Source organism: Streptomyces sp. NPDC086777 (assembly GCF_040702065.1).
Classification (GTDB): Bacteria; Actinomycetota; Actinomycetes; order Streptomycetales; family Streptomycetaceae; genus Streptomyces.
This window is the reverse complement of the sequence record NZ_JBFBJI010000009.1, coordinates 33176-47400: the sequence shown is the minus strand read 5'-3', so window position 1 is coordinate 47400 and position 14225 is coordinate 33176. Positions and strand designations below refer to the sequence as shown.

At 72.7% G+C, this 14225-nt stretch carries 11 protein-coding genes; 4 read left to right on the top strand and 7 right to left on the bottom strand.

The genetic code is table 11. The annotated features are described in order from the left end of the window. Positions 1–145: 145 nt before the first annotated feature. The 5 genes from AB0472_RS14905 to AB0472_RS14885 form a co-directional block, all read right to left on the bottom strand. Positions 146–1207 (bottom strand): hypothetical protein, encoded by a 1062-nt coding sequence (locus tag AB0472_RS14905; RefSeq protein WP_366356617.1) that lies wholly within the window; start codon positions 1205–1207, stop codon positions 146–148. 32 nt (positions 1208–1239) lie between these two features. Then, positions 1240–2973, bottom strand: coding sequence for a thiamine pyrophosphate-dependent enzyme (locus tag AB0472_RS14900; protein ID WP_366356615.1), 1734 nt, complete (start codon positions 2971–2973; stop codon positions 1240–1242). An 81-nt stretch (positions 2974–3054) separates the two neighbouring features. After that, complete coding sequence (locus AB0472_RS14895; RefSeq protein WP_366356613.1) at positions 3055–3900, bottom strand: alpha/beta fold hydrolase; 846 nt, start codon at positions 3898–3900, stop codon at positions 3055–3057. 449 nt (positions 3901–4349) lie between these two features. Further along, positions 4350–5585, bottom strand: a complete 1236-nt coding sequence (locus AB0472_RS14890) for a helix-turn-helix domain-containing protein (RefSeq protein ID WP_366356611.1) — start codon at positions 5583–5585, stop codon at positions 4350–4352. 140 nt (positions 5586–5725) lie between these two features. Next, entirely contained in the window at positions 5726–6226 is a 501-nt protein-coding gene (locus AB0472_RS14885; RefSeq protein ID WP_366356609.1) for a hypothetical protein, read from the bottom strand. 276 nt (positions 6227–6502) lie between these two features. Between AB0472_RS14885 and AB0472_RS14880 the strand changes: the two genes are divergently transcribed. Continuing rightward, on the top strand, positions 6503–7054 hold the full coding sequence (locus tag AB0472_RS14880; RefSeq protein WP_366356607.1) for a DUF308 domain-containing protein: 552 nt from the start codon (positions 6503–6505) through the stop codon (positions 7052–7054). Positions 7055–7120: 66 nt separating this feature from the next. Here AB0472_RS14880 and AB0472_RS14875 read toward each other — a convergent pair whose 3' ends face one another. Further along, positions 7121–8347 (bottom strand): helix-turn-helix domain-containing protein, encoded by a 1227-nt coding sequence (locus AB0472_RS14875; protein WP_366356606.1) that lies wholly within the window; start codon positions 8345–8347, stop codon positions 7121–7123. A gap of 226 nt (positions 8348–8573) precedes the next feature. Continuing rightward, positions 8574–8801: a hypothetical protein gene (locus AB0472_RS14870; protein ID WP_366356605.1), complete on the bottom strand. Its 228-nt coding sequence runs from the start codon at positions 8799–8801 to the stop codon at positions 8574–8576. A gap of 319 nt (positions 8802–9120) precedes the next feature. On the opposite strand from AB0472_RS14870, the gene AB0472_RS14865 reads away from it, so the two are divergent. From AB0472_RS14865 to AB0472_RS14855, 3 genes are all read left to right on the top strand, one after another. After that, on the top strand, positions 9121–9711 hold the full coding sequence (locus AB0472_RS14865; RefSeq protein ID WP_366356604.1) for a fasciclin domain-containing protein: 591 nt from the start codon (positions 9121–9123) through the stop codon (positions 9709–9711). A gap of 1004 nt (positions 9712–10715) precedes the next feature. Continuing rightward, positions 10716–13127, top strand: a complete 2412-nt coding sequence (locus AB0472_RS14860; protein WP_366356602.1) for an MFS transporter — start codon at positions 10716–10718, stop codon at positions 13125–13127. Between the two features lie 359 nt (positions 13128–13486). Continuing rightward, positions 13487–14224 (top strand): hypothetical protein, encoded by a 738-nt coding sequence (locus AB0472_RS14855; RefSeq protein WP_366356600.1) that lies wholly within the window; start codon positions 13487–13489, stop codon positions 14222–14224. The last annotated feature ends 1 nt before the right edge of the window (position 14225 follow it).

Genomic DNA, 14225 nt, shown 5'->3' with positions numbered 1-14225 from the left:
ACACGGTCAGGGCCCCGGCGCGAAGATGCATGGTCTGCAGCACGACAGCATCGACGGCCCTCTCCTCGTACCGAGGGTCGAATCGCCGTTGCCCCCAGGGGTGGTCCGGGCCGGGCCGCCGACGGGGCGGGGCCCGGCGTGTCCGTTACCGGGCGTTCCACTCTCTGGCGCTGGCGGTGTAGACCGTGCGGCGGGCGCGGTTGAGGTTGCCGAGGGGGCGGAACTCCGCCGGCGAGTGCCAGGGGTTGAAGGCGAGGGTGTCGACGTGGTCGCGGGTGGCCCGGCCCTTCGCGTCGAGGGTGTTCTGGGCGGGAATCGTCAGGGTGGCCACGGCGAGCCAGGGCGAGTCGCTCTCCTTCCATTCGACCGCCCCGTCCTCGATCGGCGTCAGCCTCTCGTCGACGTACTTCTGGACGTGCAGGGCGAAGCGGACCGACGCGTCGCTCAGCCGGGCGGCGAACTCGGTCTGGAGGCCGTCGGACGGGTCCGGCGGCGAAGTGGTCGCCGGGACGGGAGCGTCGAGTGGGCTGAGGCGGAACCTGACGGGTCCGGCGGCGCCCCACAGGACGGCCCCGCGGCTCCAGTAGGACTCCAGGGCCAGACCGGGCGAGGGACGGTTGGCCTGCTTGAGATTACGGAGGACGCGTGCGGTCTCCGCGGGGCCGAGCCTCGCCAGCATGCGGGGCAGGACCAGGAGCTTGGGACCGGCGCCGATCCTCGCGATCTCCACGAACTGGGTGGCGTCGCGGGCGTGGGAGACCGGGTAGCTGGTCATGAGGAGGTCGTGTTCGTCGCCACCGGGGAGGGTCAGCTTCAGTGCCGCGCCGCGGAGGTCGGGGCTGCTGTCGGGCCGGACGGTGCCGCTGGCGTTGGACAGCCGGACGACGGCGGGCAGCCGGGCCCCGGCGGTGAAGTCTCCGGCCGCCAGGTCGGCGGGCAGATCGGTCCGGAAGGCGAGTTCGGCGTTGTCCACTCCGACGACGATCTTGGCGTGGAACGTGCGGCGGGAGACCTGCGAGCCGGATTTCCGCTTGTTCGCCCGCTGCAGGCCGACGACGACGTCCGCCAGGTCACGGAAGTGGGCCTCCTCGGCCTCCGGTGAGCCGCCGTGGTAGATCTCGCGCCAGCCGCCGGGCGTCGCGTCCGGTGCGTTCGGTGCGTTCGGTGCGTTCGGTGCGTTCGGCGGGGGGTCGTGGCTGTCTGTCATGGGGCGTCTTCCTCCGTCGACCGGGTGGCCGTTCAGACGATACGAGCGTTGTGGGTGGCGGTGTCGATGACGTCGTCGAGGCGGCCGGCGAGGATCTGCCGTGCCGCGCTGAGCGTGAATCCGGCGGCGGTGCCGGCGGGTACGTGGGCGGGCACGGCGAGGGCGTAGGGGTCGACGAGGACGTCGACGACGACCGGACCGCCGGTGTGGGCCAGCGCGGCCGCGAGGCCGTCCGCCACGTCATCGGGGTCCTCGATGCGGATGCCCTTGGCACCCATGGCCTCCGCGACGGCGGCGAAGTCCGGGTTGGCGAAGTCGGTCCCGAACGGGACGAAGCCGGCTTCCTGTTGCTCGATCTTGACGAAGTCCAGGCCGCTGTTGTTCAGCACGATGTGCACGACGGGCAGCCGGCGCTGTACCTCCGTGAGGAGGTCGCCGAGTGCGAGCATGGTGAACCCGCCGTCGCCGCACAGGGCGATCGTCTGCCGTCCGGGGAAGGCCAGTTGTGCCCCGAACGCACCGGGCGAGGCGGTGGCCATCGACGCCCACGAGAACGATCCGAGCAGCCGCCGCTCGGGCCCGTACCTGATGTGCCGGGCGGCCCAGATGACGGGGGTGCCGGTGTCCGCGAAGAACAGCGCGTCGTCGGCGGCGAGGTCGCTGAGGACCGTGGCGAGGTACTCCGGCCTGATCGGCCTGATCCGCGGCCCCTTCTCCGTGTAGTGCCGCATCCTGCGGTGGAACCGCTCGGTCTCCTCCACACAGCGGGCGAGGAACCCGCCGTCGGACTTCGCCTCGACCAGTGGCAGCAGCGCGGCCACCGTGGCCCGTACGTCACCGGTGACGGCCAGGTCCACCGGTACGCGCCGGCCGAGCCGTTCCGGGTCGTGGTCCACCTGGATGATCCTGGTCCCGCCGTGCGGCAGGAAACTGCTGAACGGGAAGTCGGTGCCGAGCATCAGCAGCACGTCCGCGTGCTGGAGCGCGTGATGGCAGCCGCCGTAGCCGAGGAGACCGGTCATCCCGACCGCGTTCGCGTTGTCGTGTTCGAGGAACTGCTTGCCCTTGAGGGAGTAGCCGACCGGTGCGCCGAGCTTTCCGGCCAGCGCCGTCACCTCCGCGTGTGCCCCGGCGCAGCCCTGGCCGCCGAAGACCGCCACCGTGCGGGCCTCGTTGATCATCTCGGCCATGGCGGCGAGGTCCTGCGCCCCGGCCGGCGCGCGGACCGGACGGGGCAGCCGGATCTCGTAGCGGTCCTTCGGCGCGTGCGCCGCCGCGACGTCACCGGGCAGCGCGACGACCGCGGGGCCGCCCCGGGTCACCGCGGCCGTCACCGCGGAGGTCACGACGGTGCGCAGCTGGCCGGGGTTGACCAGCCGGCCCACGTACACCGCCGCGGACGCGAAGAACCGGTACGGGTTCAGCTCCTCGACGGTCTCGCTGTCCATCAGTCCGGTTTCGGTGTCGCCGGCCAGGACGATGACGGGCACCTTCTCCTTCAGGGCGTCCAGCATGCCGTTGATCAGGTGTGCCACTCCCGGGCCTGCCGTCCCGCACACGGCTACCGGATGCCCCGTCAGTTTCGCCTCCGCGACGGCGGCGAAGACGCCGAACTCCTCGTTGCGGACGTGTACGAAGTCGACCTGGCCGTTGCGGCGCATCGCGTCGACGACCGGGTTCAGTGCGTCGCCGACGATGCCGTAGCAGCGCCGTACGCCCGCGCTGACCAGCATCTCCCACAGGCCGTCGGCCACCGTTTTCGACATGGGGTGTCTCCGTTCTCAGCCGGTGCTATCCCGGTCTTGGCTGGTCTTGGCTGGTCTTGGCTGGTCGCCGGACTTATCCGGTCAGTGGGTTTCGCCGGTCGTGGCGTCGAGGACTCCGGCGCGCGGGTTCAGTGCCCAGTCGAGGGCGAAGTCGGCGACGGCCTCCCAGCCGGGCTCGCCGCAGGTGAAGTGGTCGCGGCCCTCGAAGACGGTGTGGGCGGTGACCGCGGTCGAGTGCTTCGCGTTCTTCTCGTAGTTCTGCCGCTGGACGGCCGGGGGCAGGATGTGGTCGCTGCCGCCGGAGACGAACAGCAGCGGCGCCCGGTCACCGTCGGCGAAGTCGAAGGTCGTGGTCGCGTGCGGGGTGACGGCCGCGAGGCCGCCCTGGAAGAGGATGCGGGCCGGCGTCGGCACGGCGTAACGGTCGTAGGCCCGCTGGGAGGCCTCGTCGTCCAGGGTGTTGGTGAAGGCGTAGTGGAACTGCTCGGCCGTCAGGGGGACGGCCCGGTGTGCGTTCGCGGGGTTCTTCAGCACCGGAAGGACCGAGCGGAGCTCCGAGAACGGCATCGCGTTCACGCCCTTGACCCCGGCGCCGTCGATCGACACTCCGGCCGCCCCGAGCCCGGCACCCACCAGGAGCTGGGCGAACGTCCCGCCGAACGAGTGCCCCATGATGATCGGCGGGGAGTCGAGCTTCTCGATGACGGCGGTGATGTGGTCCAGCACCTCGCGCACCCCGACCTCGGCGATCGCCGAGGCGTCCTCGCGGAGCGCCGCCACCCCGGCCTCCCCCGGCTCGATCCCGGGGTATCCGGGCGTGAGCACGGTGAAGCCCCGCTCCTCGTACCGGGCCGCCCAGCGCTCCCAGGCGAGCGGTGTCATCCACAGGCCGTGGATGAGGACAATCGTGTTCGGTGCAGAAGTCATGTCTGCATCCCTCCGTCGCTACGGCAGCCGTCAGGGCGGACGCCCGGCCGGTTCGGTCCTGCCGCCGTCAGCGTCGCACCGCCCGCACTGTGCACGGGGCCAAGGATTCGAGCGGCCGTTGTGCACGGCAACAACCCCTGTCGGGGGCGGGGTCGAGGGGCGAGGGTGGAGCGGAGAGGGTGGTGCGGCAAGGGTGGAGCGGCAGGGGTGACGGCCGCGAGCGGCGCAGGCGACGCGCCTTCGTCAGGCACTGGCCGCCCGCCGCCTGTGCCGGGGCCGGGCCGGGACCCGTCGGCGCCTGGCCGCAGCCTGTTCCGAGGCGGGACGGGACCCGTGGGTGCCCGCCCGCGGCCTGCGTCGAGGCCGGCCCGGACCCTCCGGCGCCCGTCCGCGGCCTGTTCCGAGGCCGGCCGGGACCGTCGTGTGCACCCGGCGGGCTTCACCGGCGCTCACTCGGGCCGGGCCAGGGTGTCGCCGCCTGTCGTGTCTCTCCAGACGACGGCCAGCCGGGCGAGTTCGCGGTGTGCGTGCCGGTCGAGGTCGAGGCCGGTCAGCTTCTCGATCCGGTTGATGCGGTAGAGCAGCGTGTTGCGGTGGGCCGGGAGCGCGGCCGCCGCCGCGGTCCGGTTGAAGCCGTGCGCGGCCAGGCACCGCAGCGTCTGCGACAGCGTCCCGGAGGGGTCCTCGGCGTCCAGTCGGCCGAGGACCCGCCGCACGATGTCCTCGGCCAGCCGGGGGGAGTTCGTGAGCATGAGCTCCGTCAGGAAGTCGTCGGGGCGGACCCGCCCCCGGCGTCCGGCCCGGCCCGCCAGGGTGACCAGGTCGTGCAGGTTGCCCACCGCCTCCGCGAGCCCGGCGGCGTCGGTGGCCGACTCGGCGGCGAGGAGCAGCGCGCTGTCGGTGAGGAAGGCCGTCCAGTCGAAGCCCGGAACGGTCAGCCCGGCGACGCGGTGCCCCTGTGTGCAGGCGAGGGCACCCGCGGACCGCAGGCGCGCCGCCAGACCGGCGTGCGCGGCGGCCGAGCCGCCGTCGATCACGGCGACGAACGGGCAGTGGGGGCCGGCGAGTTCGAAGCCCAGCCGCTCGGCCCGGTCGAGGTCCTCGACGGTCGTCGCCGACCGGGCGCAGATCCGGGCGAACAGCGTCGCCGCCCGGGAGTCGCCGTCGGCGGACGGCAGGTCCCGCTGGTCGGCGAACGCCCGCGTGACGGTCGTCAGGGCCACGTCGAGGAACGCCCACGGCACCTCCAGGTGGGGCGGCGGCCAGGCTCCGCCCTCGGGCGGCCCGGCCTCCGTCACGACGCTCCGCACCGCCCGCGCCGCCCCGCAGCAGGCGCGGATCGCGTCCGCCACGGCGAGGTCGTGCCGCGCCGCCTCGCGCGCCGCCTCGTACAGGTCCGACAGCACGTCCCCGCCTGGCTCCGCTCCGCTCAGCAGCCAGTTCCTGAGCACTTCCAGGCTGCTGCGGACGAGGTGTTCCAGGGCTTCCGCCCGGGAACCCTGGCCGGGAGCCCGAGAGCCCTGGCCGGGAGCCCGAGAGCCCTGGTCGGGTATGCGTCCGACCGGGGTGTCGCTCAGATCGCGGGCCAACTGCCTTGCCAGCGCCGTGCTGTCCAGGTCCTGGAGTACGCCGCGCAGCCGCCCGGCCACCGCGGGCCCGATGCCGGCCCGGGGCGTGGCGTACATGGCTGTTACCTTCCAGATGCTCGGTGCGGACCGGTTCTCGGCTGGCCGCCGCCGTGGTCACCGTCGGCCCCGGCACCGCCGGCACGCGTCGGGCACAGGGGCCTCGGCACGCGTCGGCACGGGTCGTCGGCGTGAGACCGCTACAGCATGTCCGGCGGCGGGAGCAGGAAGTTCCATGCGCTCAGCACCCCGCTGACGAACGCCACGAGCGAGGCGGGCAGCAGCAGGTAGAGCCCGGCGGAGTTGCCGGACGCCAGGACGGCTCCGCCTACCACGAAGAGCAGCATGACGACGATGCTGGTGTCACGGCGGTCGAAGAGGCCGGTCAGTCGCTTGTCGGCGGTGACCGGAGCGCGCCTGCGCCGCCCGATGGCCAGCAGGCTCACGCCTCCGGCCAGCCCGGCGGTCACGAGCTCGGCGCCGAGGGCCCAGTCGGCCTGGCGGGGCACCAGCAGAATCGTCGCCATGACCAGCGGCGCCAGGAACAGCACGAGGGTCTGCGCCGCGATCGCGCGCAGCACCGGATGTTTGGCGATCCGGTTGGCGTTGAGGGACACCGCGACGAACAGCAGGCCGGTGAGCGCACCGCTGGCGCCTCCGGTCATCACGGCGAAGCTTTCCCAGTCGACGGGACCGGACATGTCCTCGCACTCTCCGTGTAGGCAACTGTGTAGGCAACTGGAGCAGGTCTTTCGGACAGCTTCCGCGACGCTCGGGCACTGCCCCGGCGGCCGTTTCCGCAGGGGCCGCGCCGGGACCGCGGATGGTGTCCGGCACGTGACGGACGCCGGTGCGGGATCGTCTCCGGACACGCGTTCCGTCCGCTTCATTGAACGCCCTTCCGCCCTGTGCGAGGGCACGAAGGCGCGACGGGTTTTTGGGAGTTCGCCCAACGGGTGCGCGGATAGCTTCGCGGCATGAACAAAAGCCCCGTCGCCCGCCTGGGCGGCTCCTGGACCTGGCATCTGCTCTTCGGGCTGGTCTCGATCGCCACCGGCGTCATATCCGTGGCGTGGCCGGGTCCGACGCTCGTCGTACTCGCGGTGGTCCTCGGTGCGCAGCTGATCGCCACCGGGGTCTTCCGGCTGGTGGGATCGGCGAGCCTGGGGGAGACCGGTACCGCCCGCACCCTCACCGCGGTCCTCGGCGTGGTGAGCCTGCTGCTCGGGCTGTACGCGATCCGGCACGTCCTGATCACGGTGCTCGCGCTGGGGGTGCTGCTCGGCGTCTACTGGGTCGTGGACGGTTTCACCGCCGTGTTCGCGGCGGTCGACCATCCCGGTCTGCCCGGCCGGGCATGGAACGTCTTCATCGGGCTGCTCGGTGTCCTGGCCGGCCTGACGCTGCTGGTCTGGCCGGGGCTGTCGCTGCTGACGCTGTCCTTCCTGGCCGGGCTGTGGCTGATCATGCTCGGCGCCATGCAGCTCGGCCTGGCACGCCGGATCCGGGTCATCGCCCGAACGGCCTGACCCCCGCCGCCGTGGGGTCGGTCCGCCGCCCGGCCGGACGCGTCCCCCGTGGAGGGCCGACGGGACCTAGTCGAAGGCGTCCGACCGCCGCGAGGCCGACTGCACGGCCGGGGCGACGGTCTCCCAGGTGACGGCGAGCAGCACGAGGGTGCGGTCCCGCTGGTCCTTGAGCGACAGACCGGTCAGCTTCTCGATCCGGCCCATCCGGTACAGCAGCGTGTTGCGGTGCACCGGCAGCGCGGCCGCCGCCGCGGTGCTGTCGAAGCCGTGGACGGCGAGGCACCGCAGTGTGTCCGCCAGGTCCACGGCTTCGGCCCGCTCCAGCGGACCGAAGACCCGCCGGACGATCCGGTCGGAGGCCTCCGGGGAGTCGGCCAACAGCAACTCGGGCAGGTAGTCGTCGGCGCGTACCCGGCCCCGGCGTCCGGACCGGACCGCGATCGCGAGCAACGCGCGCAGGCCGTCGACCGCCGCGCCGAGCCGGTCGCGGGCCAATGGCGGGTCCTGGGCGAGGATCAGCCGCGGGTCGTCGAGAAACGTCTCCCAGCCGAACTCCGCCGGGGTCAGCCCGGTCACCCGGCCTCCCTCGGTGAACGCGAGCGCCCCTGCCGTACGCAGCCGCGACGCGAGGTCGGCGTGCGAGGCGACCGTGGCCCCGGCCAGCAGCGCGGTGAACGGACGGTACGGTCCCGCCAGGTCGAAGCCGAGCCGGGCGGCCCGGTCCCGGTCCTCGATCGTGACCGGCAGCCGCGCGCACAGCCGGTCGAACAAGGCCCGGGCGCGCCGGTCCCCGGCCGTGGACGGCGCGTCCTGCTGGTCGGCGTAGGCCCGCGCGAACACGTCCACGACCAGGTCGAGGTAGTCCTCGAGACAGCCCCAGACAGTGTCCCACTCCGCGACGAGCACCGCCCGCTCCTCGTCATCCGCCAGGTCGAGCAGGGCCTCCCAGAGCATCCGCGCACCACGGCGGTAGACCAGGATGCTGTCCTCGATCGGCTGGCCGGCGACGGCGCGCACGCGCAGGAACTCGTGCAGCTCGGAACGGAGGTAGCTGTCCGGCGGGATCCCGTTGATCAGCCAGCGCAGTACGAGGTCGACGTTCCAGCGCACCACGGCCGTCCGGTCGACCGGCCACTCGAACTCGGTGTAGGCCGGCAACCGGCCGAACCCGGCCTCCATCCGGCGCACCACGACGCCGACGTCGAAGCGCTCCAGGACCCGCCGCAGTTCACCACCGCCTGCGGCACCCGCACCCGCACCCGCACCCGTCCCGGACGGGGGAAGCACACTCACAGACCCGATCCTTCCACATCCCCGCCGGAGCCCTCCGGGCCCCGTCGAGCCCCTGACGCCCGGAGGTGTCTGCGCCCTGCTGTGGAGTCGGATGTCGACGGCCTCCCGCACGGCGGCGCAGCGGCCGACCTGCCGGGTTCCGGCCGCCAGACCGGTCAGGGCGTACGCGGTGGACGTGAATCCGTCCGTGGTGTGGAACCGGGCACCTCGATGTTCACGATGAACCTCACAGCGGTGGAAGGGGGCGTTTCTTCCCTCCGCGCTGCCGCTTGCGGCGGGCTTCCGTGCACAGGAAGCCGGCGTCGGCGATCAGGATCGCGCTCAGCAGCAGGTGCGGCGACCAGGACCACCAGGGACCGGGATCGAGCAGGGAAGTCACGATCACGAAGCCCCCGACGAGGAACGACAGCGCCGTGCAGGGCCACCACCACCACGGCGCGCGGCGGTAGGCCATGTCCTCCCCCTGTGGGCTGCGCAGTGTCCCGACCGCCTGCACCCTACGCGCATCGGGCCGGGCGGGGAACGGCGGGGAGCCGCCGCGAGACCCGCCCCGCGTCGGGGGCGGCATCCGGCGGCATCCCGGCGGCACCGGTCACGTCCACGGGTTCGAGATGCGGGCTTCGGCTGCCGCTGGATACGCTCGCTGGGTGGCCGCCGGGTGACGACGCCCCGAGGCCACGGCGCGGCAGTCGCCCCCGTCCTGCCCCCGGAGAAGGGGAGTTCCGCAGTCCAGACCTCTGCAGTGTTCACGTCTCCACGGGAGGAAGGTCGCGATGAGGTTCACCCGCATGCACCTGCGCACCCGCACCGCGAACGCCGCGGCGGCCGCCCTGGTCGCCGTTCCGCTGGCGCTGGTGGGCGCGGCGTCGCAGGGTCACGCCCAGGACGCGTCGCCCGGTCCGACGGGCACGTTCGGTTCCGGCTGTGAGGCGCTCGCCCAGAAGGTCGGCACGGCCAAGGACAAGGTCGTGGAGGCCGCGGCCGCGTATCCGCAACTCAGTCATCTGGTCTCCGCCGCGGTCCGGGCGCATCTGAACGGCACCCTCGACGGAAAGTCCGGCATCACCGTCTTCGCCCCCGACGACGAGGCCTTCCAGGCGGCGACCGTGGCACAGTTCGCCTCGCTCCTCGCCGACCAGGGGCAGTTGAAGAAGCTGCTGACCTACCACGTCGTGGACCGGCAGATCACCCCGGACGAGCTGTCGCACGGCTCCTTCAAGACGGTGGAGGGCAGCAAACTGACCACGTCGGGCTCGGGCACCGACTTCAAGGTCAACGGCGAGGCGAACATCGTCTGCGGCAACATCAAGGCCGCGAACGCCACGATCTACGTCATCGACGCAGTGCTCCAGCCGCCGTCCTGACGGCACGGAACGGAACGGCACGGCTCCGAGTCCGCTGCCGTGGCACGTAGTTCAGCGGCGCGGTCGGTCGAAGCGGAAGGGGTGCAGGGCATCGGGGCGGCGGCCGGTGAGGACGTACCGGGTGAGGGCGTGGCCGGTGACCGGGCCCAGCGTGACGCCGAGCACGCCGTGGCCGGTGGCCGGTGGCCGCGTAGGCGTTGGCGTTGGCGTGGCCCGGGACGCGGTCGATAACGGGGAGCCCGTCGGGAAGGAAGGGCCGTCCGCCGACCCAGGGACCGCGGATCAGGCCGACCAGGTCGTCGGGGTCGGGGTCGTCGAACCAGCGGCCCAGGTAGTGCCGCCTGGCGAGGGCGACCGCGACGACGCGGCGCCAGTCGAGGCGGTTGTTGTCGCCGCTGAGTTCCATCGTGCCGCCGATGCGCGTGGTGGCGCCGATCGGTGAGGCGACGGCCCGGCGTTCGCCGAAGCAGAGCGGGTGCCGGGGCGCCGGGTCCAGGTCGCGCTCTGCCTCGCCTGCCTGGCGGATCAGTTGGGCGGCGACGCCGACGCCACCGTACGAGGGCCCCCGGCGGGCACCGAGCGGGACCGGCGAAGATCCCCCTCCCTTCCCGCTCCTTTCCCCCTCCTTTCCCCCTCTTCCTCCCTTCCTTCCCCTTGCTCCTCGTAACTCCCCTTTCTCCTTCGAGCGGCAAGGGGAGAGCAAAGCCAGAGCAAAGGTGTGGACCGGCCCGTCGCGACGCCGATCAGACCGGAATGTGACGTCGGCCAAATGCTTTGCATTTCGCTCGCGGAATGCCTAGCCTCAAGTGTACGAAACGGTTTCGATCAGTTTGTGGGCCCACCGCCCCGGGGCTCAGGAACGAGGTGTGCGGCAAGGCAACGCTCCACCGACGGCGGCCGGGCAGACCGCGGCTGATCGGTGCCACCTCACGCACTTCCTGGCCACCGTGATTCCTCCGGTGCTCACCAGTACACGATCCACTCGCTTCCGGAGAGTCCCCCTCATGTCATCCACTTCCGTCGACTCCGTCGACGCGCACGCCGGCGTCGCACCGGCCCCGTCCTCGTCCTCGTCGCTCCGCGGTGCCAGGCACCAGGCACCGCACCGGTGGATGGTGCTGGCCGTGATCGGCCTCGCCCAGCTGATGGTGGTGCTCGACTCGACGATCGTGAACATCGCCCTGCCGTCCGCCCAGCGCGACCTGGGCTTCTCCAACGACGGCCGGCAGTGGGTGGTCACCGCCTACTCGCTGGCGTTCGGTTCCCTGCTGCTGCTCGGCGGCCGGCTCGCGGACTTCTTCGGCCGCAAGACCACCCTCTTGATCGGCCTGATCGGGTTCGCCGGTGCCTCCGCGATGGCCGGCGCCTCGCAGAACCTGACGATGCTGATCGTCGGCCGGGCGGTCCAGGGGGTGTTCGGCGCGCTGCTCGCGCCCGCCGCGCTGTCCCTGCTGACCACGACCTTCACCGACGCCAAGGAACGCGCCAAGGCCTTCGGCGTCTACGGTGCGATCGCCGGCAGCGGCGGTGCCATCGGCCTGCTGCTGGGCGGCCTGCTGACCGAGCACCTGAACTGGCGGTACACCCTCTACGTCAACCTGCCGATCGCGGTCGTCGCGGTGATCGGCACAGTGGTGTTCGTCCGCCGGCCCGTGAAGGCCGCGCGTCCCCGGCTGGACACGCTGGGTACCGTCCTCGCCGCGGGCGGCATGTTCTCGGTGGTGTACGGCTTCGCCAACGCCGAGACCCACCCGTGGGGCAACTGGATGGTCTGGGCCTTCCTGGCCGCCGGTGGCGTACTGCTCGCTCTCTTCACGTTCTGGGAGACCCGGACCAGCCACCCGCTGCTGCCGCTGCGGGTGCTGGCCGACCGCAACCGCGCGGCCGCCTACCTCTCGGTGTTCGTCACCGGCGCGGGCATGTTCGGGATCTTCCTGTTCCTGACCTACTACCTGCAGGAGACGCTGCACTACTCACCGGTCAAGACCGGTCTGGCCTTCCTCCCGATGATCGGGGCGCTGATGGTGTTCGCGCAGCTGGCCACCATCGTCGTGGTGCCCCGGGTAGGCGCCAAGCCGATCGTCCCGGTCGGCGCGCTGCTCGCGGCCGCCGGCATGGTCTGGCTCACCCGGCTCGACCTGCACTCGGCGTACACCTCGGACGTGCTGGGACCGCTGCTGATGATGGGTGCCGGTATCGGCATGGTGATGCCGCCCGCGATGAGCCTGGCCACCCTCGGCGTCGCGCCGCAGGACCAGGGCGTCGCCTCGGCGACCACCAACACCATGCAGCAGGTCGGCGGCTCCATCGGCACCGCGCTGTTCTCCACCCTGGCGGCGACCTCGGCCACCGACTACGTCAAGGACCACCACCCGGTGACCCCGCTGGTGAAGGCCGACGCCGCGCTGCACAGCTACGCCACCGCCTACTGGTGGGCGGCCGGCTTCTTCGTCGTGGCGGCCGTCCTCGCGGCGGTGCTCTACCGCAAGGGCAGCCCGACGGCCCAGACACAGGCCGTGGACACCACTCCCCGTGCCGCCTTCGAGGAGGACGGCACGGCCGGGACCGTGCCCCTGGTCCAGCCCCGGACACCGGCCACCGCACCGCTGCCGGATCCGGCCGGCCTGACGGTGAGCGGCAGGGTCCTGGCGGCCGGCGACGGGGTGCCGGCGCCGGGCGCCGTGGTCACGTTGATCGACCCGACGGGGCGCCAGCTCGGTCACGCCGTCGCCGACCCCGCGGGCCGTTACGCGGTGGCCGTCCCGGGCGCCGGCTCGTACGTCCTGGTCGGCTCGGCCGCCGGGCGCCAGCCGCAGGTGGCCACCCTCACGGTGGGCGGCTCCCCGGTCGAGTACAACCTGGTGCTGGCCGGCACCAGCGGTATGACCGGCAGCGTCCGCTCCGGCGACGGCCTCCCGGTGACCGGCGCCCTGGTGGTCGCGACCGACCTCTTCGGCGAGGTGGCGGACTCCACGGTCACCGGCGCCGACGGCGGCTACCGCCTCGGTGAACTGGTCGCCGGGGAGTACGTCCTGACCGTGAGCGCCGAGGGCCACCGGCCCACCGCCGTCGCGGTGACCGTCGGGGACACCGGGGCCGCCCAGGACATCCTCCTCGCGCCGGCCGCCGCGGTCCGCGGCACCGTCCGGGGCAGGAACGGCTCGCCCCTGACCGACGCCCGGGTGGCCCTGCTGGACGCCGCCGGCAACGTGGTCGCCTCCCGCACCACCGGCGAGGACGGCGAGTACGCCTTCCCCGACCTGCCCGGCACCGAGTACACGGTGGTCGCCTCCGGCTACCCGCCGGTCGCCGCCCCGCTCCGGCTGGACGGCACCGGCCAGGACGGCTTCGACCTCTACCTCGCCCACGAGGAGACCGGGCAGCAGAACACCCCCCAGCCCGGACCGCTGGGCTGACGCCGGGCTCCCCCGCCCACCGGCACAACCTCCCCGGCGGAGCCGGGCGCACGGGTACGACACCCGCGGCGCCCGGCTCCGCCGCGTCACGGCGCGGAACCGCAGGAAGCCGGTGGCCGGATCCCGCGCCGGGTGCGGGGCGGGCGGGGAACGGGGGGTCGGCGGGGTGACGGTGGTGGTCCGAAGGGAGCGGTAGGGGGCCGGAAGCGGATCGGAAGCAGCTCGGTTCTGGCCACGGAAGCGGCGGCACTGGTCACCTCGTAGGCGTCAACCGCCTTGCCGCGCCCCGCTGTTCACCGCCCGTTCAGGGGGCGGCCGGGACGCGGCGCGGTGCACTGCCGTCACCGCTGGAGAACCCCATGACCGAAGCAGAGCCGACGCCGCCCGCCGGGCGTCCCGACCCGCTGTCCACCCATCGCGCGCCGCCCACCTACCAGGCCCCGGGGCTGATACCGCCGGGCGGCCCCGCCCGTACCTGGGGGCTCGTGGTCATCGCCACGCCCCTGCTGCTCGCCGTGCTCATCGCCCTGATCGGCGGCCTGTCCGGGGGGTCGTCCGGCTCCTCGTCCGGAACGTCCGGCACCGGGTACGACTCCGGGCTCTTCGGCTCGGGCACCTCAGGATCGGGCACCTCCGGATCGGGCGGCGGCACCGCCGGTACGGACGACCAGCCGGCCTACGCCGACCCGACGACGGCCTCCGCCTGGCCGTACGGCGACACCGACACCCCGGGGGCGAGCGCGACCGACGGCTCCTACGGCGACCCGGCGGACACCGCCACCGCCACCGCCACCCCGAGCTCGACTCCGACCGGACCCGGCGACGTCGTCACGGCCTACTTCGCCGCGATCAGCTCCCACGACTACCGGACCGCCTGGGACCTCGGCGGCAAGAACCTCGACTCCGACTACGACAGCTTCGTCTCGGGCTACGCCACCACCGAGCAGGACACCGTCACCGTCGAGTCCGTGACGGGCGACCAGGCGCAGGTGACCATCGAGGCGCTGCAGACGGACGGCACGACGAAGTCGTACGACGCCACCTACACCGTCCAGGACGGCGTGATCACCAGCGGCACGGCCACCCAGACCGGCTGAC

What these genes read in the sequence shown, in the direction of transcription:
- AB0472_RS14905 (WP_366356617.1), bottom strand. Translation starts at nt 1,207, where the DNA reads ATGACAGACAGCCACGACCCCCCGCCGAACGCACCGAACGCACCGAAC.
- AB0472_RS14900 (WP_366356615.1), bottom strand. Translation starts at nt 2,973, where the DNA reads ATGTCGAAAACGGTGGCCGACGGCCTGTGGGAGATGCTGGTCAGCGCG.
- AB0472_RS14895 (WP_366356613.1), bottom strand. Translation starts at nt 3,900, where the DNA reads ATGACTTCTGCACCGAACACGATTGTCCTCATCCACGGCCTGTGGATG.
- AB0472_RS14890 (WP_366356611.1), bottom strand. Translation starts at nt 5,585, where the DNA reads ATGTACGCCACGCCCCGGGCCGGCATCGGGCCCGCGGTGGCCGGGCGG.
- AB0472_RS14885 (WP_366356609.1), bottom strand. Translation starts at nt 6,226, where the DNA reads ATGTCCGGTCCCGTCGACTGGGAAAGCTTCGCCGTGATGACCGGAGGC.
- AB0472_RS14880 (WP_366356607.1), top strand. Translation starts at nt 6,503, where the DNA reads ATGAACAAAAGCCCCGTCGCCCGCCTGGGCGGCTCCTGGACCTGGCAT.
- AB0472_RS14870 (WP_366356605.1), bottom strand. Translation starts at nt 8,801, where the DNA reads ATGGCCTACCGCCGCGCGCCGTGGTGGTGGTGGCCCTGCACGGCGCTG.
- AB0472_RS14865 (WP_366356604.1), top strand. Translation starts at nt 9,121, where the DNA reads ATGAGGTTCACCCGCATGCACCTGCGCACCCGCACCGCGAACGCCGCG.
- AB0472_RS14860 (WP_366356602.1), top strand. Translation starts at nt 10,716, where the DNA reads ATGTCATCCACTTCCGTCGACTCCGTCGACGCGCACGCCGGCGTCGCA.
- AB0472_RS14855 (WP_366356600.1), top strand. Translation starts at nt 13,487, where the DNA reads ATGACCGAAGCAGAGCCGACGCCGCCCGCCGGGCGTCCCGACCCGCTG.